Genomic DNA, 22,612 nt, shown 5'->3' on the forward strand with positions numbered 1-22,612 from the left:
CCCCATTGTGCAGGGTCTGACCTGCGGTTTCGATGTAACCTGCGCGACCCTCAGTAGAGCCGGGCCGCGTAGCCGGCACCGTAGTACTCCTCGATCCTCTCCAGTGGCTCGTCGGGACGGGCGAGCCGCTTGGCGAGCTGCGCGGTGGAGGGCAGCGCGTCCGGCGCGGGCCAGCTCGTCGTCGCCCACAGCTCGGAGCGCAGGAACGCCTTGGGGCAGTGGAAGTAGATCTGGTCGATCGCGACCTCGCAGGCGAGCAGCGGCCGGCGGCCCTTCACGGCGAGCTCGTCGAAGTACGGCGCGTCCCGGACGAGCCGGGCCCGGCCGTTGATGCGCAGCGTGTCGTTGCGGCCCGGCACCAGCAGGATCACGCCGACGTGCGGGTTCTCCAGGACGTTGCGCCAGCCGTCGACGCGGCCGTTGCCGGGACGCTCGGGGATCGCGACCGTGCGGTCGTCGACGACGTGCACGAAACCGGCCGGGTCGCCCTTCGGCGAGACGTCGCAGGTGCCGTCGCGGCCCGACGTCGCCAGCAGCAGGAACCGGGACGCCGCCAGCCAGGCGCGGTGCACGTCCACGAGGTGGTCGCGCTCCTTCGCCAGCGCGGGCGCGATGGGCTGCCCGGTGATCCCCTGCAGCTCGGCGAGGGTACGGATCTCGGTGCCGTGCGCGTCGGAGGTCATGCGCCGACGGTAGGCGCGGACGCGGGCGGGGCCGAGTGAATTCCGGTCACGGGCGCCCGACGACGGGCAGCCGGGTCGTCGGGAGGTCGGGGACCCGGCCGGACGTGGTCGACGGCGGCGGGGTGCCGGGTCGGAGCGGCGGCGGCCACGCTGCGGGGGCCGGACGGGCCGGATCGACGACCGGGGCCGACGGGTGCCCCGCGGGCCACGGAGCCGCGACCGGGGCCGGCGGGTGCCCGACGGCCCACGGGACCGCGGTCGTGACCCGCGGCGGTATGGCCGCGACCAGCCCGATCCGGGCGTACCCGAGGAACAGCAGCGCGCTGAACCCCTCGACCGCCGCCCAGGCGACGCCGTACTCACCGGCGACCCGGTTGTTCAGCCCGTGCAGCAGCGCGGGGAGCCCGATCCCGAGACCCGCCAGGGCGAGCCACGGTCCGGCGTCGCGGTAGCGCGACGCGAGCCCGAGGAAGTAGGCGGACAGCCCCGCCCAGCAGGCGTGGACGATCGGGCCGGTCAGCAGGCGCCACGCGAGCGTCAGCCCCGACCGCGCGTCGTCGATGACCATGTAGTCGTTCGCGTACTTGACGGCCTCGACGGCGCCGAACACCAGGCCGCAGGTCGCGCCCAGGAACAGGAAGTCCCGCGGCGAGAGCGAGTGCCACGCCCGTCGGTGGACGAGGGCGAGCGCCGCGACCGGCAGCAGCTTCGCGAGCTCCTCCGGCACGCCCACGGTCACGATCCCGGCGAGCAGGGTGTCGGTGTCGGCTGCCAGGGCGCGTTCGAGGGTCACCGCGACAGGTGCCTCGACGACCAGCGCGATCCCGGCGACGAGCGTGAGCACCGGGCCTGTCACCCCGCCCGGCGCCACGACCTTCCACAGCACCAGGAACCAGGCCGCGGCGAAGTAGAACGCGAAGACGATCGACGGCAGCAGGATGTCGTCGGAGCCGGACGTCGGCAGCGTCGTCGCCAGCGGCGGCACCGCGATCAGCGCCACGAACACCCACGTCGTCCACGACCGGAACCACGGGTGCCGGGTCCACGCCCGCCACGGGAACAGCACGGACACGTCCGGCAGCGGCGTCCGCGGACGCGGCCCGTACGGCGCGCTCACCGGTGCACCGTCGATCCCTGCGGGCCGTCGCTCCAGGAGATCTTCTTGGCGAAGCAGTCGTCGGAGCCGAAGCCCTGGGCGTCGCACCAGGCGTTCGCGCCGGCCGCTGTGGTGAAGGGCTGGGCGACGACCACGACCCAGTAGTCGCTGTTGCGGAAGACCGGCCAGTCGCCGGACCAGACCAGCGCGGCGCCCGGGTACTGCGCGGCGAGGCCGCGGTAGTGGTCGAGGATGCCCTGCTCGTCGTAGGTGATGCCGCCGTCGCTGGTGCCGGCGCGCTTGGAGGACAGCTGCGGGACCCAGTAGCCGGCCGTCGCGGCGACGCGCGGGCTGTCGGCGGCGGCCTGCTCGGTGAGCGACGTCGTCGGCGACGGGGTGTAGCCCGGCACGTAGGTGGTCGGCGGGATCACGACCGGCGCCGCGGCAGGGGCGACCACCACCGGTACCGGCGCGGCCGCCGGGGTCACGGTGGGCGCGGTGCCGGGGAGCAGGTCGGGGCGCAGGACGAGCAGCGCCGCCCCCGCCAGCAGCAGCGTCACCAGCACCAGCGAGGCGACCACCCACGGCGTCCGCGACGGGGCGGGCACCACCGGACCCCACCCGGCCGGGGCGTCCCAGCCCGGCGCGTAGCCGGTCGGCTGCGGGCCGGCCCAGGCCGACGGGGCCGGCGCCGACGCGGCGGGGCGGCACCGGTCGGCGGGGCGGTACTGCGCCGTCGACGGGTGCTGCACGGCGGTCCGTCCCTGCGGCGCCGGGGTCCCGGCGCCGACCGGCACCGCCCCGGTCCGCGGCCGGGGGACGACGGCCTGCGCCCGCGGCCGTCCGCACCCCACGCAGAAGTGCAGCGAGCCCAGCAGCTCCGCCCCGCACCGGCACCGCTCCACCATGACGACCCTCCCCGACGACGGCGGCCGGACCAGTCCGGCCGTGTTGCCTGCCCATCGCACGCACCACCCTGTCGTTATCGGTGGCCCTGCTCCGGACGGCGCACTTCATCTCTTGTGATGACGGGGCGAAACGGAGCAGCTCACCGGCCCGACAGGAGGGCGTCGCGGGCGCACCGGGTGCCCGCCGTCGTGGGGACGTGGGGACATGACCAACACCGTCGATCGACCGGTTCCGTGGTCGGGCCGCGGCCCGTGGACGCCGCCGCAGCCCCCGCCGTGGGCGACCGTCCCGGCCGGGTTCGGGCCGGTGCCCGTCACCTCCTGGACCCTGCCTCCGCGTCCGGCACCGCGACGGGGATGGGTCGTCCTGGCCGTCGTCGGAGCAGTCCTACTGGTCGCGCTGCTGGGGTCGGCGGTCGCGGCGCAGCGGACGATGGACGTCACGGGGACCGTGTCGATCACCGGGGCCGCCGGGACCGTCGCACCCTTCTCCGCTTGCGGTGGGGCCGGCTACCTCGGCTGGCTCGACAGCGGCACCCCGGTGAGCATCCGGGACGGAGAGGGAGCGGTCGTCGGGACCGGGTCCCTCGGACCGGGGGTGTCCGGGCCCGCCGGCTGGTCCGGCTGGTCGGACAGCTGCACGTTCGCGTTCTCCGGCGACGGCGTCCCCGCCGGCAGCGAGTACTACAGGGTCACCGTGGGGTCGGACACCAGCGAGACGCTGTTCAGCCGGTCCGAGCTCCAAGCCTCCGGCGCGCACATCACCTACTAGCCCAGGACGGGCGTCATCCCCGGCTCCCGCCCGGTGGCGGCGAGCGCGAGGGCGGTGTCGTCCCCCCACCCCGCGACGACGTCGGGACCGGCCAGCCGGGTCACCGTCTCCCGCACCACCGCGAGCCCCGACGCGGGCGGGGCCGGTGCGTCCGGCAACGCGACGGTCATGTCCAGGTGGTGCACCACGACCTCGACGACCCAGGTGCCGACGAAGTCCCCGACGTCGAGGACGTGCCCCTGGAACTCCAGCCGGTACGGCCCGTCCAGGTCCGCGACGAGCCGGCGCAGGCCGCGCAGCGTCATCGCGACGTGGACGATCTGCCCGGTCGGGCGGGCGTAGGCCGCGGCGACGGCGCGGGCGAAGCGCTCGTGCGCCCAGCCCGGCAGCTCGGGCCCGGGAAACGCGGTCCAGTAGGTCGCGAGGTCGGCGTCGGCGGGCCGGTCGGTGCGGGCGGGGAACCCGGCGAGCATCTCGACCAGGCCCAGGTGCAGGTGCGCGAGGACGTCCGCGGCGAGCCAGCCGTGACAGCGGCTGCGGGCGTGCAGGTCGGTGTCGTCGACGTGGTCGAGCAACGCGGACAGCCCGTCGAGCGCGGCGAGGAACGCCGGGCGCGCCACGTCGAGCGGGTAGGCCGTCACAGCAGGTCCGCACCGGACCGCGACGCCGGCTGCTCCCCGGCCGCGGCCATCTCCTCGGCCACCCGCATCAGCTCGGTGTTGACCGGGGTCGCGATCCGGTGCGCCGCGCCCAGGGCCACGATCTCGCCGTTGAGGTAGCGGGCCTCGATGGAGCCGGTCCCGCGCTGCAGGCTCTGCCACGACGACGAGCCCCGTCGCGTCGCCCCTGCGACCGGCCGCTCGCTGATGGTGCCCTCCCGGCGGACGCGGTCGTCGTCGCCGGTCCGGGCGGTGATCCCGGCCGCGTCCAGGACGGCGCGGCCCTCCGCGGTCACGGCCTCGACGAGGCGGGGCGCGTCGGGGTCGTCGAGCCCGCAGACCGCGTCGACGGCGTTGGCCAGGTTGGTGAGCAGCTTGCCGTACTTCGCGGCCATCACGTCCGGGTCGGCGCGGGAGGAGAACCCGGCCGCGGTGAGGTCGGCGACGATCGCCTCCGTGGTGGCGTCGACACCGGAGGGGAACCGGCCGACGTCGAGCACGCCGGGGACCGGCGACGACGACGCGACGACCACCCCCGGCTCGTAGTGCTCGGCGGGCAGGATCACCAGCATCGCCTGCACCCGGTCCGTGCGGCGGGCGGCGAGCCGCTCGTTGGCGACGCCGTTCTGCGCGCACACCACGGTGATGCCGGGGGCCGCTTCGAGCAGCGCGGCCAACGGCGGCGGGGTGTCCTGCGACTTCACGGCGAGGATCGCGACATCGTCGGGGGTGGGCCGGGCCTCGCCGACCGTGCCCACGGCCTCCACCGGATGGGTGGTCGACCCGTCCGGGGTGTCGAGGCGCAGCCCGCGCTCGCGGATCGCGTCGAGGTGCGCGCCCCGGGCGACGACCACGACCTCCCGCCCGGCCGCGTGGAGTCGCGCCGCGATCGTCCCGCCGACGGCCCCTGCCCCGATCACCACATAGCGCACGACGACGATGGTGGCTCAGCCGTCACGCCGGCGCACGACCGACGGCGGGGCCTTCCGCCGCCACGCCTCCTCGACGAGCTCAGCGAGCTGCCCCGCGTCGACCCGGTCGAGGTCGACGAGGATCGAGCCGTGACCGTCGTAGTGCGGGGTCGTGAAGTACGCCGGGTCGCCCGACGCGAGCAGCGCCTCCTTCTCCTCGAGCGAGCACATCAGCACCAGCCCGCCCTCGGCCTCGGTGCGCAGCCGGGCGAAGCCCGTGCCACGGACCTTCAACGACGGCGTCCGGTACCAGGTCGACTCCTCGACCTCCGGCAGCCCGGACCCGATCCGCACCACGTCGTCCCAGCTCGGCACGGGGCCATGGTGCCCGCGGCGGGCGCTGCCCGTCGTGGAGGAATCAGACCAGGTGGGCCGCGAGGAACCGGTCGACGGCGGCCCGGCCGTCGGCGACGTGCGGCTCGACCTTCCACTGCTCGACCAGCTCCGCGCCCGGCGCGAGCCCGGCGAGACGGCGCGACACGGGCTCCGGGTGGAAGTCGTCGATCCCCATCAGCACCAGCCACGGCGTCGCGACGTGGGCGAGCGCCTCGTCGGGGACGGAGTACAGCATCCCGCCGCCGCCCCACATGTTCGTGCGGAACGCGGCCCAGTCGTCGTCGGGGACCCCGGGGTGGTCGGCCTCGATCCCGGCGCGCCACTCGTCGAACTTCCCCTCGAACAGGTGCTGGTTGTCGGCGCGGCCGATGGGCTGCAGCGCGACCGCGGCCCGGACGCGTTGCGGCGCGGTGGCCAGCAGGTTCGCGATGAAGGCGCCGCCGATGCACATGCCGAGCACCGCGCACTCGTCGACGCCGAGGTGGTCGAGCAGGGCGAGCTGGTCGGCGGTGTAGGTGTCCCAGCCGTCGCTGCCGTGGACCTCGGCGACCGAGGACCCGGCGTTGCGCTGGTCCATCGCGATGACGCGGTACCGCTGCGCGAGGTGGGTGACCGGGTCCCAGGGGGCGTTGCCCCAGGCCGCGATCGTCGAGTTCATGCCGCCCGGCGCCAGCAGCAGGACCGGGAACCCCGTGCCGTGCTCCTCGTAGTGCAGGGTCACACCGGGGCGCTCGAAGGAGGGCATGGCCCGAAACTAGGCCACTCGCGGGGGAGTCCGCTTCTCCGGACGGCGCCGCGCCAGGATCGAGGTGCCGTACACGACGAGTGCCAGCCCGAGCAGCAGCAGCCACCACAGACCGGGGCGGACGGTGTCGTCGAGCAGGGTGATGCCGACCAGACCGGGCACGACGACCTGGGTGACCATGTACAGCGCGGTGACCGTGGAGACGTCGCCGAGCTGCAGCGCGCGGGCGTAGTTGTACAGGCCGGTCAGGGCCATCCCGACCAGGATGTAAACGAGCGGCTCGCGCAGCAGGCTCCCCAGGTCCACACCGTCGGAGACGTGCATCGCGCGGATGCAGACCGAGCCGCCGCCCAGCCCGAGCCCGGCGAGCACCGCCGACGGCCACGGCTTGGTCGAGTTCGCGATCGCCAGCGTCACCCCCATGATCGCGACGAGCGCCGCGATCAGGACGGCGACGGTCGTGCCGTGGCCGGTCAGGGCCTGCTTGCGCTCGGTCCCCGCGCTGCCGGCGACGAACGCGAGCCCGAGCATGCTGGCGCCGATGGCGAGCCGGTGCACCGGCCGCAGCCACTCGCCGCGGAAGTAGCGGGCGTACAGGGCGGTCATCGCGATGGCCCCGGCGAGCGTCGCCTGCACCGCGAAGATGGGGATGAACTGCAGCGCGACGACCATGCAGAGCCAGGTGACGATGTCCATCGCGATCCCGCCGAGGAACCGGGGGCGGGCCAGGACGGCGCTGGTGCGCCCGCCCTGGTCGGCCGCGTCGGCCTGGAGGATGGCGGCGACGGTGCTGCAGAGCATCGCGAACACCGCGAAGAGCATGCCGATCAGCACAGGCGGGCCCGGGTCAGGGCACGGGCGGCATGCGGGGTGATCGACACCGGCCGATTGTGACGTACCGCTACCGGGTGCCGGCCGGGCGGGCGTCCGACGGAGCGGGCCGCTGCTCGGGCAGCGCCGCAGGCATCTCGAAGAAGCCGCTCATCAGCCCGCTGCCGGGCTGCTCGTCACGTGTACCGGCGGCGGCCTGCCAGGGGGACGTGCCGCCCTGGGTCGCACGGCGCTGCGCCAGCAGGGCCCGCGGGCGCTCGGTGAGGGCAAGGATGCCGACCGTGAGGGCCACCCCCACCAGCAGCGGCCCTCCGACCACCAGGATGGGCCAGCCCACCACGACATAGGCGAGCACCAATGCACCCGCCGCCATGCCGATGACCGCCCCCGCCAACCGCGTCACCACGCGCCCCTCTCACACCGTGCCCGAACCGGGACGACCAGTGTTTTACCACGTCGGAGGGGGTGGACAGGGGCGACGCGACGCGGTGGTGGTCACACCTTCGGGCATGGCCGTATCGCAAGGTGCATGGGGCCGAGCCGGCGTGGGGGCTCCCGTGTCCACGCCGGCCCGGCGGTCCGAATCATCCCGCCCCGGGGTCCGGACGGGACGGGGTGGGGGTCACTCGGCGCTGTCGTCGCAGCGCAGAGGGTGATCGGCGGTGGATTCCCTGTCCGACAGGATGATCACGCAGCCGCACCCGCGGCCGGGGTGGTCGACGTCGGCGCGGGGGCCGTGGTCGTCGGATCCGGGACCGGGGTGGTCGGGTCGGTGGCGGGCGGGGTGGTGACCGGAGGCGTCGTGACCGGCGGGGTGCTGGTCGAGCCCTCCTTCGCCGGGGTCGTCGGCGCCGGGGTGGTCGGCTTCACCGGGGTCGTCGGCGCCGGAACCGGAGCCACCGGAGCGGGAGCCGGGGGGACGGCCGCGACCGGAGCGGCGGCACCGGCGGCGGGGCGGGCCGCCGTACCCCCGGTGGCCGCGCCACCCGAGGCACCGGCGCCACCGGCGGCGGCGTGCCTCCCGCCCACGGGGGCGCCCGCGGCCGGACCGGCGGCGACGCCGGCGGCCGGGGCGGCGCCCGGGGCGACCGGGGCCGGCGCGACGGCCGGTGAGCTCAGCACGGGGGCCGCGCTCAGCTCACCGATCCCGGGGCTCGTCGTGGGCCAGAACAGCAGCGCACCCGCGATGGCGGCGGCACCGGCGAGACCACCGGCACCGACCACCAGGCGCTGCCGGGTGATCGTGGCGCGACGGGCGGTGGCCGGGGCGTCCCGGGTGACCAGGGCGGGCCGCTCCGGGCGGACGGCGGACGGCGCGGGCAGCTGTCCGGCCCCGAGGACCGAGGTCCGTGCGGGGGCGGGGGGCGGCGCCGTACGGGGGCGGGGGACCGCGGTCAGCGGGCCGGTCTGCGGCTCAGGGTCGAGCAGCGCGACGGCCGTGGCGGCCGGCTGCTCGGTCCGCGGGGTCCGCTCCCGCTCGCCGCGGGTCGGCCACGCCGGCGCGTTGCGGTCGGTCGTGCCGGTGCGGTCGGTGCGCTCGGTGGCCTCCGGCCCGGGCCGACCCCACGGGCTGCGCCCGGCCGGGTCGACGGGCTCGCGGGGCGCGGGGACACCGGTCAGCGGTGCCATCCGCACACCGGGCCAGGAGGTCCCGGCCCCCGGTGCGACGGCCAGTGCGGCACCGCGGGCGGCGTCGGCCACCGGGTCCGCGACGACGGCGACCGGGCGGCCCAGTGCCGCCGAGACCGCCTGCACCACGACCGGCATCCGCGCGGCACCGCCGGCGAGCAGCACCTCGGCGTCGGGGGCGGCGGCGGCGACGTCCTGCACCAGGTCGGCGACCGGCTCGAGCAGCGGGCGGGTGAGCTCGTCGAGGTCGGAGCGGTGGATCCGCACCGCGGTCCGCAGGCCGGGCATCTCCACCCGGACGGTCGCGACGGTGTCCCGGGACAGCAGCTGCTTGGCGGCGCGGCACTCGTCGCGCAGGGCGGTCAGGGCGGCGACGGTCCGCGGGTCGTCGGGGTCGAGCGCGTCGAACGCGGCGGCCGTGGCCGGGGAGGAGGACCGGACGAAGGCGAACACCGCGTCGTCGACGTCGGCGCCACCGGTCCGGCAGCCCAGCGTGCGGCCGACGGCGTCGGGCAGCACCCCGGGTGCGGCCGCGGCCAGCACGGTCGCGGTGGTCCCGTTGCCCCCCAGGTCGACGACGGCGAGCGGCCCCCCGGCCGGCACGACGGCGCGGTGGGCGAGCGCGACGGCCTGCGGCGCGGTCACCAGGGAGACGGTCAGCCCGCGGCGGCGCAGGGCGGCGGCCAGCAGGTCGCGCTTGTGGCGGCCCCAGCCCACCGGGCAGGTGACCCCGATCCGCGACGGCGGGCCGCCGTGCCGGGTGGACACCTCGTCGACCAGGACACGCACCAGCCGGGCGCACAGGTCCTCGGCCGCGTAGGCGTAGCCGCCCAGCGACAGCGGGGTCGGGTCCCCGACCCGGTCGAGGAAGCCGCGTGCGACGCGGTCCGGCTCGGCCGGGGCCCGGCGACGGGCGGGCTCACCGCACAGCAGGTCACCCCCGGGCGTCGCGACGAGCACGGCCGGGAGCACGTCGCTCCCGTCGCGGCCCCCCAGCCGCACGGGCTCCGCGGCCCCGCCCGTGCGCAGCACGGCAGCGGTCACCGAGGTGGCCCCCAGATCGATCCCGAGCAGGTACGACATCACTGCTCCCCCCTCGTCGAACCGGCACGCCGGCGTGGTCCTCTCGCCAGACCATCGACGGGGGCCGCCCCGGTGTTAGCCCGTGCGGCGCAGCAGTTCGAGGTTGGGGACCGATCCCCTAACGGCCCCCCCACGGACCCGGAGCGATCCCCGATGGCCGGACCCGGCGGCGCCCCTAGCTTTCTCGTCATCACCGGCCGACACCACGACCGGTACCCACCTCACTGCCCCGGAGGCAACCATGGCCGGCCGCGACCTCTCTCTCGTCGAGTTCGTCAAGATCATCCTCGGGCTCGGCCCGGACAAGGACGAGAACATCGAGCTGCGCGACTGGTTCCTGAAGGACCCCGACGCCGCGCTCGAGTACCACGGTCTCGGACACCTGACCGCCGAGGACGTCCGCGACGCCGCCGTCCTGCTCCAGGACAACGACACCGTGTCGTTCGACCGCAGCTACGACACCGGCTTCGACTGGGACCACGGCAACGCCGGCTGGGCCTGGAAGGCCGGCTCCGAGGGCCACCACGAGGGCGGCCACAAGCACGGCGCGGAGCACGAGAAGGTCCACGTCAAGGACAACTTCTACGAGTACCACGTCAACGACCGGGACACCGTCGTCGACAACTCGATCAACCAGAACGTCGACACCGACGGCGGCGACTTCCGCCAGACGATCGAGACCAACTCGGTGACCGCCTCCGGCGACGGCGCCGTGGCCGCCGGCCGCGACATCGAGGATTCGACCATCACCACCGGCAACGGCAACGCGGTCGGCAACGGCAACGCCGTGGTCAACGGCGACGACAACCAGGTCGCCTTCGGCGACGGCTCCTCGGCCGACTCCTACGGCGACATCACCGCCGACGACGGCGGCGCCGTCGCCATCGGCGGCGGCAACGCCAACGGCGACAACTCGGTGAACGACTCCTTCAACGAGGAGACCACCACGACCACGACGACGAACGAGACCAGCTTCGAGGACTCGTTCAACACCACCATCGACGACTCGGTGGAGAACACCACCACCGACAGCGGCAACACGAACATCGGCAACGGCCTCGAGGCGAACGTCGACCTCGACATCGCCTGATCCGACTCCCGTCGTCAACCGAGCGGGCCGGACACCGGCTCCGGCCCGCTCACCCCGCCACCACCGTCTTCCGTCGCCCGCCCGAGCGCGACGGCACCCCCTGAGGAGAACGCCATGTCCGCCGAGAAGACCCTGATCCAGTTCATCCTGGACCTGCTGAAGGACCCGAAGCTCCTGGCCGAGTTCAAGGACGACCCCCAGGGCCTGCTCGCCCAGTGCGGCCTGTCCGACGTCTCCGCCGAGGACGTCCGCGACGCGATCGTCCTGGCCCAGGACAACGACGAGGTCTCCTTCGACCGCGACTACAACACCGGCGGCGGCCACGGCGGCGGCCACCACCACACCCCGCCGCCGCCGCCCGTGCACCACGGCGAGGACCCGGTCAAGTACATCGACAAGTACGTGACCAACAACCACTACACCTACAACGTCGACGACCGCGACACCATCGTCGACAACTCGATCAACCAGAACATCGACACCGGCGGCGGCGACTTCCGCCAGGACATCGACACCAACTCCGTCGTCGCGTCCGGCGACGGTGCGGTGGCCGCCGGCGACGACATCCGCGACTCGACCATCACCACCGGTGACGGCAACGCGGTGGGCGACGGCAACGCCGTGGTCAACGGCGACGACAACCAGGTCGCCTTCGGCGACGGCTCCTCGGCCGACTCCTACGGCGACATCACCGCCGACGACGGTGGCGCCGTCGCCATCGGCGGCGGCGACGCCGACGGTGACGACTCGGTGAACGACTCCTACAACTCGTCGGAGACCACCACCACCGACGAGACCACCACGTCGTTCGAGGACTCGTTCAACACCGACGTCGACAGCTCGACCTCGACCGTCACCGAGGACAGCGGCAACGTCAACGTGCTCAACGACGCCGACCTCGACGTCAACGCCTCGCTGCTCTGATCCTCGACACCCTGACGAGAAATCGTCCCTGCTCCGTCCGCGAGCAGTAGGATCGGCTGCACGGCCCATCGGCCCCGGCCACCCTCACGTGGGTGACCGGGGCCGATGACGTTGGTGTATCCATGACAGCGACGCGACGAGCGGTGACCGCACCGCTCCGGAGCGATGGGGGGCGCAACGCACGTGGCGGTACCGGAGGCGGTCGCGCTGGTCGACCTCGCCCTCAAGGCGGTCACGGCCTACGACCGTCCCGACCTCGCTCCCCGGCTGCGCCAGACCAGGACCAGGCTGTCGGACCCGGTGGTCCGGGTCCTCGTGGTGGGCGAGTTCAAGCAGGGCAAGAGCCAGCTCGTGAACGCCCTGGTGAACGCCGCCGTCTGTCCCGTCGACGACGACATCGCCACCGCCGTGCCGACCCTCGTCCGCTTCGGCGAGGAGACGTCGGTGACGCTGGTCCGTGAGATCGCCGGTACCGACGGGGCCGTGGCCGAGAAGGCCGAGCGGACGGTCGTCGGGTTGGACGAGCTCGCGGACCACGTGTCCGAGGGCGGCAACCCGGGCAACCGCGCCGGCCTGACCCGCGCCGAGGTGACGCTGCCCCGCAAGCTCCTGCAGAGCGGGCTCGCACTCGTGGACACCCCCGGGGTCGGTGGCCTGGGGTCGGCCCACGGTGCGGCCACGATGTCGGCCCTGCCCACGGCGGACGCCGTGCTGCTGGTCTCCGACGCCAGCCAGGAGTACACAGCTCCGGAGCTGGAGTTCCTGCAGGCGGCGCGCAAGCTGTGCCCCAATGTCGCCTGCGTCGTCACCAAGACCGACCTCTACCCGCACTGGCGCCGCATCGTGGAGCTGGACGAGGGTCACCTGCGGACCGCCGGGATCGACGCCCGGCTGCTGCCGGTCTCCTCCGCACTGCGGCTGCACGCGGCCCGTACCCAGGACCTCGACCTCATCGCGGAGTCCGGCTTCCAGGCGCTCACCAGCTTCCTGCTGCGCAAGGTCGTCTCCGCCGCCGACGACCTGGACCGCCGCTCGACCAGCCAGGACGTACTGGTCACCTGCCAGGCGCTGGAGTCGACGATGCGTGCCGAGCTCATGTCGCAGAACGACCCCGAGAAGGCCGGGCAGCTCGCCCGTGAGCTGGAGTCGGCCCGGTCACGCGTCGACGGGCTGCGTCAGCGGTCCGCACGCTGGCAGACCACGCTGAACGACGGCGTCGCCGACCTCATCGCCGACATCGACTACGACCTGCGCGACCGGCTGCGGGCGGTCTCGCGCGACGCCGAGCAGCTGCTCGAGGACGCCGACCCGGCCGACATCTGGGAACAGTTCGCCGAGTGGTTCCACAAGCAGGTCGCCCACGCCGTCGCGCAGAACTTCGTGTGGACCACCGAGCGGGCCCGCTGGCTGGCCGAGCAGGTCGCCGACCACTTCGCGGAGGCCGTCGACGTCACGCTGCCCGAACTCCGCGTGGCCGGCGGGTCGGTGGCCGGCCTGGTGGACCCGCTGGACATGCCCGCGGACGAGAAGTTCGGCGTCGGCCAGAAGCTCTTCGTCGGCGCCCGCGGTGGCTACGGCGGCATGCTGATGCTCGGCCTGGCCTCGACCGTCGCCGGGTTCGCTCTGCTCAATCCGGTCTCGGTCGGCGCGGGACTGCTGTTCGGTGCCAAGACCGTGCGCGACGAGAAGAAGCGCATGAAGCAGCGTCGCCAGGCCGAGTCGAAGAACGCGGTGCGCCGCCACATCGACGAGGTCACCTTCCAGGTCGGCAAGGACTCGCGGGACAACCTGCGCCGGATCCAGCGCGACCTGCGCGACCACTTCACCACCGTCGCCGACGAGCTGTCCGACGCGTTGAAGGAGTCGGTCTCGGCCGCCCAGACCGCGCTGAAGGACGACGCGTCGCGGCAGAAGCGCGTCGCGGACCTGGAGGCCGAGCTGAAGCGGGTGTCCGGCCTCGCCGAGCGGGCCCGCGCGCTGGCCGCGGCGGCCGGGGCGGAGGCGTCCGCGTGAGCGCGCTGACCGACCAGACCCGTGCGCTGCTGCGCCGCACCCTGGACGCCTACGGGGACTCGCCGCAGGCCGCCGGGTGGCTGCGCCACCATCTGGAGCGGTTCGACGAGCCGCTGCGCGTCGCGATCGCCGGCAAGGTCAAGGCCGGCAAGTCCACGCTGCTCAACGCCCTGGTCGGCGAGCGGATCGCCCCCACCGACGCAGGCGAGTGCACCCGCATCGTCACCTGGTACGCCGACGCGCCCGCCCCGGGCGTGCGGATGCACCTGCGCTCCGGTGCGGACCGCGCCCTCACCCTGGCCCGGCGCGACGGCGCGCTGCAGATCGACCTGCAGGGCGCCCGGGTGGAGGACGTCGACCGGCTGCACGTCGACTGGCCGTCACAGCACCTGCGGCGCACCAATCTCATCGACACCCCCGGCATCGGGTCGCTGACCGCCGATGCGGCCGGCCGGGCCGGGGAGTTCCTGACGCCGGAGGACACGCCGTCGCCCGCCGACGCCGTCGTCTACCTGATGCGTCACCTGCACGCCGGCGACGTGCGGTTCCTGGAGGCCTTCCACGACCGCGGCGTCGCCCGCGCGACCCCGGTGAACACCATCGCGGTGCTCTCCCGCGCCGACGAGATCGGCGTCGGCCGGCTCGACGCGCTCGTGTCGGCCCGCCGGATCGCGCGGCGCTACCGCGGCGACGACAAGCTGCGCGGGCTGTGCCAGACCGTCGTCGCCGTCGCCGGGCTGCTCGCCGAGACCGCCCGCACGATGCGCCAGGACGAGTACGTCGCGCTGACCGAGCTGGCGGCGCTGCCGCGGGCCGATGTCGAGGCGCTGCTGCTGTCGGCCGACCGGTTCGGGCGCACCGAGCTCGACCGGCCCGACGCCGCCACCCGGATCGCGCTGCTGGAGCGGTTCGGCCTCTTCGGGGTCCGGCTGGGGACGACGCTGATCCGGCAGGGCGTGACGGACCCGACCGCGCTGGCCGACGACCTGGTGCGCCGCTCCGGGCTCGACGAGCTGCGCTCGGTGCTCGACACCCAGTTCTCCGAGCGCCGCGACCTGCTCAAGGCCCGCTCCGCGCTGCTCGCGGTCGACCTCGTGCTGACCCGCGAGCCCCGGCCGGCGACGGCCGCCCTGCGTACCGAGGTGGAGCGGATCCTGGCCGGAGCGCACGAGTTCGTCGAGCTGCGGGCGCTGGCCGACCTGCGCGCCGGCAAGATCGTGTTCCCGCCCGAGGCGCTCGCCGACGCCGAACGGCTGCTCGGCGGCGAGGGCGGCTCGGCTGCGGCCCGGCTCGGGCTCGACGGCGCCGCGGGTCCGCGCGAGGTCCACGACGCCGCCTCCGAGGCGCTGCGCCGCTGGAGGCGGCGGGCGGAGAGCCCGCTGACCGGGCGGGCGTCGGCGGAGGCCGCGCGGATCGTGGTGCGGTCCTGCGAGGGGCTGCTCGCCGAGGCGTCCCGCACGCACGCGCACCACTGAGGGATCAGGGCCGAGGGATCAGGGCGTCGCGTCGAGGGCGTGCAGCGCCGCGACCAGCGGGGCCAGCTCGGGGCGCGTCGCCGCGTCGGCCAGCGCCTGCTCCAACGCCCGGTCGTGGCCCGGACGGGCGCTCTCCAGGAGCCGGCGTCCCTGCTCGGTGAGCTCGGTGTAGATCCCGCGGCGGTCGGTGGGGCACAGGTACCGCTGCAGCAGCCCCCGGTCCTCCAGCCTGCCGACCAGCCGGGTCGTCGCCGACTGGCTGAGCACGACCACCGACGAGAGCTGGGCCATCCGCAGGTGGAAGCCGTCCTGGCGGGCCAGCGCGTCGAGCACGGTGTACTCCACCACCGACAGCCCGTAGGAGCGCTGCAACGCCCGCTCCAGGTCGTCCTCCAGCCGGGCGTGCAGGGCGGCCAGGGTGCGCCACCCCCGCGCCCGCGTCTCGACCGCGTCGTCGTCGAGCGACATGGTGTGCCTCCCCTTCGGCCCGGGTCACGGTGCTACGTAGTCGGCGTCGGCAATAACCAGCGTGTGCAACTACCGGCGTGCGCCGACTGTTGCACGTGCCGACACCACGATACGAGACGGCCACCCCGACTCCTGGAAAGAGACAGCCATGCACCTCGACCTCACCGGCCGGACCGCCCTCGTCACCGGCTCCACCCAGGGCATCGGACTCGCCATCGCCGTCGACCTCGCCCGCGCGGGCGCCCGGGTCGCGGTCAACGGCCGGACCGCGGAACGGGTCGACGCGGCCGTCGCCCGGGTGCGCGACGAGTCCGGCGGAGAGGTCGTCGGCGTGGCACCGACGTCACCACCGACGACGGCACCGCGACCCTGGCGACGGAGCTGCCCGAGGTCGACGTCCTGGTCAACAATCTGGGCGTCTTCGGTGCCCAGGAAGCCCTCACCATCACCGACGAGGACTGGCGCCGCTACTTCGAGGTCAACGTCCTGACCGCGGCCCGCCTGATCCGGACCTACCTGCCCGGCATGCGCGACCGCGGCCGGGGCCGCATCCAGAACATCGCCAGCGACTCTGCGGTCGTCATCCCGGCCGAGATGATCCACTACGGCGTGTCCAAGACGGCGCTGCTCGCGCTGTCCCGCGGGTTCGCCAAGGAGGCGGCCGACAGCGGCGTCACCGTCAACTCGGTGATCGCCGGGCCGACGCACACCGCGGGCGTCGAGGACCTCGTGTACCAGCTGGTGGACCCGGCCCTGCCCTGGGACGAGGCGCAGCGCGAGTTCATGCGCGCCCACCGGCCCCAGTCGCTGATCCAGCGGCTGATCGAGCCCGAGGAGATCGCCCACATGGTGACCTACCTGGCGTCGCCGCTGGTCTCGGCCACGACCGGGGCCGCGGTCCGCGTGGACGGCGGCTACGTCGACTCGATCCTGCCCTGACCGGGCGGGTCAGCCGCGGTCGCCCAGGATCCGGCGGAGCTCGTCGAGCAGCTCGCTGCGGCCGCCCACGCCGAGACGCTGGCGCATCCGGGCCACGTGGTGCTCGACGGTCTTCGCCGAGATGAACAGCGCCTCACCGATCTCGCGCTGGGTGCGCCCCTGCACGACGAGCTCGGCGACCTCCAGCTCGCGCTCGGACAGCAGACCCGACCCGGACGGTTCCGGGGCGGCCTCGACGGGCGCCGGGGCCGCGACGGCGGGCTCCTCCGCGACCGGGCCGGGCTCCTCCGCGGGGGGCGGGACGGTCCCCTGGCGCAGGTCCGTCCCCGCCGCCTGCAGCGCCCGCGCGCAGGCCAGCAGGGCCGACACCGCGCGCCGGTCCCCGGTCCGCAGTGCCGCCTGCCCGGCGAGGCGGCCGCCGTCGAAGGACAGGCCGACGGCGTGCAGCCCGCGGGCGGCGGCCTCGACCTCGGCCGCGTCGACCCGGTCCTCCAGCACGCCCACCCAGTGCGGGGCCGCCGTCGCCATGGCGTGGGCGAAGCGGCTGCCGCAGGCGGCGCTCTGCAGCTCGTCGGAGCGGGCGCGGGCGGCCTCGACGTCGTCGGTGAGCACCGCGGCCTGCAGCCGCGCCCAGTGCAGCGGGGCGACCCACAGCGCGGGGCGGCCGAGCCGGTCGAGCAGCGCGTCGGCCTCGGCGAGGTGCGGGGCCACCCAGCTCTCCTCCCGCAGCCGCGACGCCGCGGTCACCAGCTCCCCGAGCGGCTGCAGCACGTAGAGGTCGACCGGGTGCCGGACGATCGCCTGCCGGGCCCGCGTCCAGGACCGCATCAGCGCACCGAGGTCGGACTGGCGGCGGGCGATCGCGACCTGCAGCGCGGCGGCGAGGAACTCGTCACGCGGTTCGAGGGGGTCGTCGCCCGCGTCGACGGCGGCGAGCCGCTCCGACGCCGGGCCGGTCGCGCCGCGCAGCAGCGCGATCCAGCCGAGCAGCAGCCGGTGCCGGGCCCGGGCGGGCGCCCCGCCGAGCCCGGTCCGCAGGGCGCGGTCCAGCACGGACGCGGCGACGTCGAACTCCCCGGTGTGCACGGCCACCAGCGCGGCCAGCGCGGCCGGGGTGTCGGGCAGCAGCGCGGCGCCGTGCGCGGTCTCCAGCAGACCGGCGGCGCGGGCCAGGCCGGACAGCGCGGCGGTCGGGGAGCCCTCGACCGAGTCGAGCATGCCGCGGGCGGTGAGGTCGTCGGCGCCGTCGACGAGGGTGGGCGCGCGGCCGGCGACGAACCCGGAGCCGTCGACCCCGACGACGGCGCGGGCCTCCTCCAGCGCCCCGGTCCCGATCAGCACGGGCACGGCCGCCGCGGGCGGGCGCTCCCCGGACACCGCCGCGGTCCACCGGTACAGCTCCGCGCTGCGTGCCAGCAGCCCCCGCCGGGCGAGGACGGCGGCCGCGACCGACCCGGCGCGGACGGCGTCGGTGGCCTCGACGGCGTCGGTCGCGGACAGCACCGAGTCCGCGTGCCCGAGCGCGCCGTCGAGGTCCCCGGCGACCAGGTGGGCCTGCGCGCGGTGCGCGGCGACGGTCAGCGGGGGCGCCCCCGCGGCGACGGCCTCGGCGTAGAACCGGACCGCGTCCGGGCTCTCCGCGCGGGCCGCCTCGGCCGCGGCGGCCCGGAACACCGCGGCGGCGCGCTCCCCGGTGGCCCCGGACCCGCGCAGGGTGCGGGCGACGGCGAGCACGCTCCCGCCACGGTCGAGCTCGATCTCGGCGAGGTGGCGGCGCAGCTCGGCCCGCCGGGCCGGCGCGACCCGGGTGCGGGTGGCCTCGGCGACCAGCGGCACGACCCGCCCGTCGGGGGTGCAGAGCCCGGCGGCGACGGCCCGGCCGGACAGCTCGTCGAGCTCGGCGATCTCGGCGCCGACGCCGATGCCGGCCGCGTCGGAGATCCCGAGCAGCGGGACGAGCACCTCGCCGTCGACGGGGGCGCCGAGCGCGAGCGCGGTGACCAGCTCGACCACCCGCGGGTCCTCGGCGTCGACGGCGTAGCCGATCTGCTCGGCGAGCTGCGGCGGCACCGGACCGCCGACCCGTCCGTGGGCGAGCAGCCGGTCGACCAGCACCGGGGCCCCGGCGGTGCGCTCGGCGACGACCCGGACGGCCTCGTCGGAGATCCGGACCCCGGCGACGCGGGCGGCCCGGGCGGCGATCCCGGCGGCGTCGAGCGCGCCCAGGACCAGCGGCGGCGCGGCGGCGGCCAGCGTCGCGCCGAGCCGGGCCAGCGCGCGGCTGCGCGGCCACGGACGGAACGCGACGACCAGCCGGGCGCCCGGACGGCCCGCGCGCCCGCGCAGGTCGGCGAGCTCGTCGTCGCCGAGCTCGTGGGCGTCGTCGACGACCGTGACGTCCTGCCCGGCGCCGGCCTCGGTCCACACCCGGACCAGCTCGCGCAGCACGGTCGACTTGCCCGCACCGGCGGGACCGGTGACGGCCACCAGGCGCGGTGCGTCCGGGTCCTCGGCGACGGCCCGGACCAGCGCGACCGCGGCGGGGGCCCCGGCGAGCGGGCCGGTCGACGCGGCGGGCGTGGGGGACGTCGTCGGTGCCGCCATCCTCGTCCGCCCCTCCCGTCGCCCGATCGGGTCGCCCGATCGGGGACGGCCGAGGCTATCGGGTGCGGTGTCCGGTTCCCGCGCCGGACCCGGCAGGATCACCGGAGTGCGTGACCACGTGTGGGCGATCGTGCTGGCGGGCGGCCGGGGGCTCCGTTACGGCCGGCTGAAGCAGCTCGACGAGCTGGCCGGGTCCCGGCTGGTCGACCACACCGTCGCCGCCGCCCGGCGCACCTGTGACCGGGTCGCACTGGTGCTGCCGCCCGGGGTGGACTGGGACGGCGAGCCGGTCGACGCGCTCGCCGTCGGCGGGGACCACCAGTCGGAGTCCCTGCGGGCCGGGCTGGCCGTCGTGCCCGCCGAGGCGGGGGTCCTGGTTCTCGCCGACCCGGCGCACCCGCTCGCCGCCGACCGGATCTTCACCGAGGTGGTCGAGGCCGTGCGGGCGGGCGCCGACGGGGCGGTGCCGGTGGTCCCGCTGCTGGAGGTGGTGCAGCGAGTGCGCGACGGCGTCGTCGTCGACACCCTCCCCAAGCAGGACGCGGTCCTCACGCAGTCGCCGCAGGCGTTCCGCGCGGACGTCCTGCGTGCCGCGCACGCCGACGCGCCCCGGCCGGTGGAGAACTCCGGGATGCTCGCCGCGCTCGGCCACCGCGTGGTGACGGTGCCGGGGGACCCGGCGAACCTGCACGTCGCGAGCCCGGAGGACCTGGCCGTCGTCCGGCGCCTGGCTACACCGCCAGCAACTCGGTGGAGGTGAGCCCCAGCTCGTCGAGCGTGGCGCGGACCTCGCCGGTGTAGACCGGGTTCATCAGCAGCACCGACCGCGGGGGCGAGTCCAGCAGGTCCTTCGGGGCGCGGATCGGCAGCCCGAGCCCGCCCATGAAACGCCTCTGCAGGCCGGGGTTGATGTCGACGACCGCGCCGACCGCGCCGGTCCCCTCCGCACCGCCCTCGACGACGTTGAGGAAGGTCAGCCCCTTCGCCCCGCCGCCCCAGACGACCACCTCGTCGCCGGTCGCGGCCCGGCCGCCGAGCCACTCCCGCCAGCGTCCGACCTGGTCCGACACCCGGGTCGCGAAGTCCCGGCAGGCGCTGCGCAGCGCCTCGCGCAGGTGCGGCTCCAGCTCGGGCGCGCCCGGCGTCCCGTCCGGACCCGCCTCGGCGACGACGTACTGGTCGGCGTAGGTCAGCCGCACCTGCGGGTCGGAGAAGCCGACCCCGGTCAGGAACGTCCCCATGGTCGCCGGGGTGAAGTAGGAGCAGTGCTCGTACTGCAGGTCCCAGAAGGCGCCCTCGTCGAGGATCCGGCCCAGGTCGGGTACCTCGGCGAGCAGCGCCCGGCCGCCGCCGCGACGCAGCCCGGCGTACAGCTCCGCGCCGAAGACGGCGAGGTCGGGGATGTGCTCCAGGGTGTGCCGGCAGACCAGGGCGGCGGTGTCCGGCTCGACCTGGTCACGGACGAACTCCGCGGGGACGGCGGTGAGCCGGCCCGCCAGCTCCGGGCGGACCCGCTGCGGCACGAAGTGCGGGTCGATCCCGGTCACCCGGCCGACGCCGGCGCCGAGCAGCTCGGCGGCGAAGTCACCGGACCCGCACCCCACCTCGACGACGTGCCGCCCGGCCAGCCCGAACCGCGCCACCCAGTCCGCGGTGACCTCCGCGGCGTAGGCGGCGAAACGGGGGGAGTGGTGCTGGGACTCCTCGTGGTCGCCGGTGTAGTCGAGCAGCCCCGGGTCGAAGTCGCGGTTGAACACCAGCCCGCAGCGCTCGCACAGCACGAGCACCTGGTCACCGGTGGCCACGGAACGCGCCGAGACCGGGTCGGGGAGCACCGCGGTGCCGTGCACCGGCAGCCCGGTCGCGGAGAAGAACGGGTCGCTCGCGGGCGCGTCGCACGCGGGGCAGCGGTTCAGCACCGGGCGAGACTAGCGGCAGGCCGTCACCCGTCCGTGCGCGCGCTCCGCCCGGGACCGGGCCCTCAGCGGTTCAGCACGCCCTGCGGGTCCTGCGCGTCCGGGACGGCGCTGCCGGAGGTCCCGAGCAGCTTCTGCCACTGCGGGTGGTCGACGACGTCGGGCACGCTCTCCACCCGTCGTGCCGCCGCGAGCACCTCGACGGCACGGGCGGCGTCGTCCTCGGTCCCCGCGCGCACCGTGCGGGCCAGCTCCGGCCAGGTCTCCCCGCCGAGCAGGCCGTTGACGTCGTCGGCGCGGTGCGCGCGCTGGAACTCGCTCACCGCGGCCGCGGTGCGGTCGTCGAACCGGCCGTCGGGCTTCCCGGTCAGCGACCCGGCGTCGCGCAGCAGGTACTGGGCCGCCTCGACCATCGGGCCGCGATCGCCGGTGCGCAGCAGCGGCCAGCTCGCCTTGGTCGACTCGGTGCGCGAGAGCCGCCTGCCCAGCAGCCCCGCCACCTCGCGGCGCAGCCGGGGCAGCGCGGCGTAGAGACGGTCACCCGGGCAGAGGGTGTTGCGGTAGTCGCGGTGGCCGTAGAGCTCGGTCGGGGCGATGCCGTAGCGCAGGCAGATGTAGGCGCAGGTGACGCGCAGCGAGTTCCACAGCGCCGGGGTCGGGTCGACCCCCGTGTAGGTGCCCTCGTTCTCGATGCCGATCGCGATGACGTTCTGGCCGGGCGAGTGCGCCCCCTCGACGACGCGGCGGCCCCCGTTGAGCTCGCCGAGGCTCCAGAGCCTGCCCTCCATGACGTGCCCGCCGCGCGAGATCGTGAAGTGCTGCCCCGAGTCGAGCCAGCCGTTGCGGTCCATGTGGTAGTTCTGGATCGCCCTGGCCATCCGGTGCGCGGCGCCGACGCTGTAGTCGTTCGTGTTCGCCCCGGCCGTGTGGTGCACCAGGATCCGGATCGGGCGCCGGTCCCAGATCTTCGGCGGGAACTTCGGCTTGCGCGCGCCCCACTCGAAGCAGCGCGCGATGTAGGGGACCGGCACGCCCTCGGCCAGCGGACCGGCACCGGCCGGGCCGGGCATGCCGTCCGGCCCCGGGACGGCCGACGGGCCGGGCACCGGATCCGTGGCGGGCGGAGCGGGGTCGGTGGTCGGCGGCGGCCCGGCGAACGCCCGGCCGGGCAGGACCAGGCCCGCGCCGGCGACCGCACCCCCGACCAGCAGCCCGCGGCGGCTCCAGCTCTGTCCCGGCTCGCCCATCGCTGCTGCCCCCTTCGGCGGCACCGCCGGCACCGCCTCCGTCACACACGCCACATCCGTCCCGTGCGACTCCGCATTCTCTCGGTTCACGGGAAGAGGACGGTGCGGGCGCGCCGGTCGAGCGCGTCACACGGGTGGGCGGTCCCTGACAACGCAGCTGCACCTTGCTCTTGTTACCGGTCGGTAATACTCTGGAGTCAGTTACCGGCCGGTAAGTCGATCG

At 75.2% G+C, this 22,612-nt stretch carries 20 protein-coding genes and 1 pseudogene; 7 read left to right on the plus strand and 14 right to left on the minus strand.

Going from position 1 to position 22,612, the window contains the following annotated elements; translation table 11 throughout:
* Positions 1-50: 50 nt before the first annotated feature.
* Genes MTO91_RS26290 through MTO91_RS26300 form a run of 3 tightly spaced genes read right to left on the minus strand, consistent with a single transcriptional unit; the run spans position 51 to position 2,687 of the window.
* On the minus strand, positions 51-683 hold the full coding sequence (locus MTO91_RS26290) for a pyridoxamine 5'-phosphate oxidase family protein (protein WP_062398847.1): 633 nt from the start codon (positions 681-683) through the stop codon (positions 51-53).
* 46 nt (positions 684-729) lie between these two features.
* The gene (locus MTO91_RS26295; RefSeq protein ID WP_476653133.1) at positions 730-1,800 is read right to left on the minus strand and encodes a PrsW family glutamic-type intramembrane protease; all 1,071 of its coding nucleotides are present in this window, start codon (positions 1,798-1,800) and stop codon (positions 730-732) included.
* Positions 1,797-2,687 (minus strand): hypothetical protein, encoded by an 891-nt coding sequence (locus tag MTO91_RS26300; protein WP_476653134.1) that lies wholly within the window; start codon positions 2,685-2,687, stop codon positions 1,797-1,799. Before MTO91_RS26300 ends, MTO91_RS26295 begins: the two co-directional genes overlap by 4 nt.
* 205 nt (positions 2,688-2,892) lie before the next feature.
* Here MTO91_RS26300 and MTO91_RS26305 point away from each other — a divergent pair, with 205 nt between their 5' ends.
* Complete coding sequence (locus tag MTO91_RS26305) at positions 2,893-3,459, plus strand: hypothetical protein (protein WP_476653135.1); 567 nt, start codon at positions 2,893-2,895, stop codon at positions 3,457-3,459.
* Here the strand turns inward: MTO91_RS26305 and MTO91_RS26310 are convergent.
* The 7 genes from MTO91_RS26310 to MTO91_RS26340 form a co-directional block, all read right to left on the minus strand.
* The gene (locus MTO91_RS26310) at positions 3,456-4,100 is read right to left on the minus strand and encodes a maleylpyruvate isomerase N-terminal domain-containing protein (protein ID WP_073576072.1); all 645 of its coding nucleotides are present in this window, start codon (positions 4,098-4,100) and stop codon (positions 3,456-3,458) included. The two genes, MTO91_RS26305 and MTO91_RS26310, sit on opposite strands and share 4 nt — an antisense overlap.
* Entirely contained in the window at positions 4,097-5,050 is a 954-nt protein-coding gene (locus tag MTO91_RS26315; RefSeq protein WP_476653137.1) for a ketopantoate reductase family protein, read from the minus strand. Before MTO91_RS26315 ends, MTO91_RS26310 begins: the two co-directional genes overlap by 4 nt.
* 15 nt (positions 5,051-5,065) lie before the next feature.
* Positions 5,066-5,404 (minus strand): MmcQ/YjbR family DNA-binding protein, encoded by a 339-nt coding sequence (locus MTO91_RS26320; RefSeq protein ID WP_073576074.1) that lies wholly within the window; start codon positions 5,402-5,404, stop codon positions 5,066-5,068.
* A gap of 43 nt (positions 5,405-5,447) precedes the next feature.
* Positions 5,448-6,170 carry an alpha/beta fold hydrolase gene (locus tag MTO91_RS26325; protein ID WP_350589078.1) on the minus strand — a complete coding sequence of 241 codons (723 nt, stop codon included), beginning with the start codon at positions 6,168-6,170 and terminating at the stop codon, positions 5,448-5,450.
* A gap of 9 nt (positions 6,171-6,179) precedes the next feature.
* Positions 6,180-6,992: a DMT family transporter gene (locus tag MTO91_RS26330; RefSeq protein ID WP_139282843.1), complete on the minus strand. Its 813-nt coding sequence runs from the start codon at positions 6,990-6,992 to the stop codon at positions 6,180-6,182.
* A gap of 79 nt (positions 6,993-7,071) precedes the next feature.
* Positions 7,072-7,404, minus strand: coding sequence for a hypothetical protein (locus MTO91_RS26335; protein ID WP_139282844.1), 333 nt, complete (start codon positions 7,402-7,404; stop codon positions 7,072-7,074).
* A gap of 284 nt (positions 7,405-7,688) precedes the next feature.
* Entirely contained in the window at positions 7,689-9,713 is a 2,025-nt protein-coding gene (locus tag MTO91_RS26340) for an Hsp70 family protein (protein WP_476653138.1), read from the minus strand.
* Between the two features lie 241 nt (positions 9,714-9,954).
* On the opposite strand from MTO91_RS26340, the gene MTO91_RS26345 reads away from it, so the two are divergent.
* From MTO91_RS26345 to MTO91_RS26360, 4 genes are all read left to right on the plus strand, one after another.
* Complete coding sequence (locus MTO91_RS26345; RefSeq protein WP_476653140.1) at positions 9,955-10,803, plus strand: hypothetical protein; 849 nt, start codon at positions 9,955-9,957, stop codon at positions 10,801-10,803.
* Positions 10,804-10,917: 114 nt separating this feature from the next.
* Positions 10,918-11,727: an IniB N-terminal domain-containing protein gene (locus tag MTO91_RS26350; RefSeq protein WP_073576079.1), complete on the plus strand. Its 810-nt coding sequence runs from the start codon at positions 10,918-10,920 to the stop codon at positions 11,725-11,727.
* A 183-nt stretch (positions 11,728-11,910) separates the two neighbouring features.
* Complete coding sequence (locus MTO91_RS26355) at positions 11,911-13,740, plus strand: dynamin family protein (RefSeq protein WP_083658704.1); 1,830 nt, start codon at positions 11,911-11,913, stop codon at positions 13,738-13,740.
* A complete protein-coding gene (locus tag MTO91_RS26360; protein WP_476653141.1) occupies positions 13,737-15,215 on the plus strand; it encodes a dynamin family protein in 1,479 nt (492 codons plus the stop codon). Before MTO91_RS26355 ends, MTO91_RS26360 begins: the two co-directional genes overlap by 4 nt.
* Before the next feature lie 18 nt (positions 15,216-15,233).
* On the opposite strand, the gene MTO91_RS26365 is transcribed toward MTO91_RS26360, so the two are convergent.
* Entirely contained in the window at positions 15,234-15,683 is a 450-nt protein-coding gene (locus tag MTO91_RS26365) for a MarR family winged helix-turn-helix transcriptional regulator (RefSeq protein ID WP_062398878.1), read from the minus strand.
* A 148-nt stretch (positions 15,684-15,831) separates the two neighbouring features.
* Between MTO91_RS26365 and MTO91_RS26370 the strand changes: the two are divergent.
* A pseudogene (locus tag MTO91_RS26370) lies at positions 15,832-16,622 on the plus strand (SDR family NAD(P)-dependent oxidoreductase).
* Positions 16,623-16,631: 9 nt separating this feature from the next.
* On the opposite strand, the gene MTO91_RS26375 reads toward MTO91_RS26370, so the two are convergent.
* Positions 16,632-19,226: a helix-turn-helix transcriptional regulator gene (locus tag MTO91_RS26375; protein WP_476653143.1), complete on the minus strand. Its 2,595-nt coding sequence runs from the start codon at positions 19,224-19,226 to the stop codon at positions 16,632-16,634.
* A gap of 106 nt (positions 19,227-19,332) precedes the next feature.
* On the opposite strand from MTO91_RS26375, the gene MTO91_RS26380 reads away from it, so the two are divergent.
* Positions 19,333-19,986, plus strand: coding sequence for a 2-C-methyl-D-erythritol 4-phosphate cytidylyltransferase (locus MTO91_RS26380; protein ID WP_476653144.1), 654 nt, complete (start codon positions 19,333-19,335; stop codon positions 19,984-19,986).
* Here MTO91_RS26380 and MTO91_RS26385 read toward each other — a convergent pair.
* On the minus strand, positions 19,958-21,145 hold the full coding sequence (locus MTO91_RS26385) for a methyltransferase domain-containing protein (RefSeq protein WP_476653145.1): 1,188 nt from the start codon (positions 21,143-21,145) through the stop codon (positions 19,958-19,960). The genes MTO91_RS26380 and MTO91_RS26385 overlap by 29 nt on opposite strands.
* Before the next feature lie 62 nt (positions 21,146-21,207).
* Positions 21,208-22,389, minus strand: coding sequence for a peptidoglycan recognition protein family protein (locus tag MTO91_RS26390; RefSeq protein ID WP_476653146.1), 1,182 nt, complete (start codon positions 22,387-22,389; stop codon positions 21,208-21,210).
* Between the last annotated feature and the right edge of the window lie 223 nt (positions 22,390-22,612).

The sequence above is a fragment of the Pseudonocardia sp. 2-7 genome (genome assembly GCF_056341085.1).